Source organism: Deinococcus aerophilus, from assembly GCF_014647075.1.
GTDB lineage: Bacteria > Deinococcota > Deinococci > Deinococcales > Deinococcaceae > Deinococcus > Deinococcus aerophilus.
Genome location: NZ_BMOM01000083.1, coordinates 1 through 835, shown reverse-complemented (window position 1 = coordinate 835; position 835 = coordinate 1). Strand labels below are relative to the sequence as shown.

The 835-nt window shown below is 61.8% G+C and carries 1 protein-coding gene; it reads right to left on the bottom strand.

The window, feature by feature from the left end; genetic code table 11:
* Window positions 1-35: 35 nt before the first annotated feature.
* Window positions 36-835: IS3 family transposase (locus tag IEY21_RS16665; protein WP_188905461.1), on the bottom strand; the 800-nt coding region annotated here is incomplete at its 5' end.

The window sequence follows — 835 nt, the reverse complement described above, 5'->3', positions numbered from 1 at the left end:
TGGAGTGAACCCAATCAAGCGGACCGCGGGGCAAGTCACATCTGGGCGGCAGTGTAGCGGGCGGCGAACTCGGCAGGTGGGATGTACCCCAGACTGGAGTGCAGTCGGCGGCGGTTGTACAGGTCAGCAATAAAGAACTCAATGTGCCGTCGGGCGTCGTCCAAATCCACGTACTCTTGCAGATCGACCTCCTCGGTCTTCAGGGTCTTGTAGAAGCTCTCCATCTTGGCATTGTCGTAGGGATTCCCGGTCCTGGACATGCTCGGCGTGATGCCCGCGGACCGCAAGCGGTCCACGTAAACCCGGCTGGCGTATTGCACCCCCTGGTCCGAATGGTGCAGTAAGCCTGGGGCAGGACAACGCGCTGCGAGCGCGTTGTTCAGTGCTGCCAGCGGCAAATCCGCATCCAGGAACTTCGACATGGAACAGCCCACGATCTCACGGGTAAAGCTGTCCAGCACGCAAGCGAGGTACACGAAGCCCCGCTGAACACGCACGTAGGTCAGGTCGGCTTGCCAGACCTGATCCGGCCGCACCGGGACGATTTCGCGCAGCAGATTGGGAAAACGCTTCTCACTGTGATTGGAGTCAGTGGTGGCTCGATAGCGCCGTTTCGGTCGGCAGAGCAACCGACGTTCCCGCATGACCCGCAGCACCCGTTTGTGGTTGGCCGGACGGCCTCGCCGGGCCAGCTCGTGGGTGACGCGCCGATATCCGTAACCGCTGAATTCCTCGACCACCGCCTCGATGTCGCTCACCAGCGCCTGGTCGACGTCCACCTCCTGCCGGCCTTGTTGTTTGTAGAACCACGAGCGGCTGACCCCATGCAGTTCAC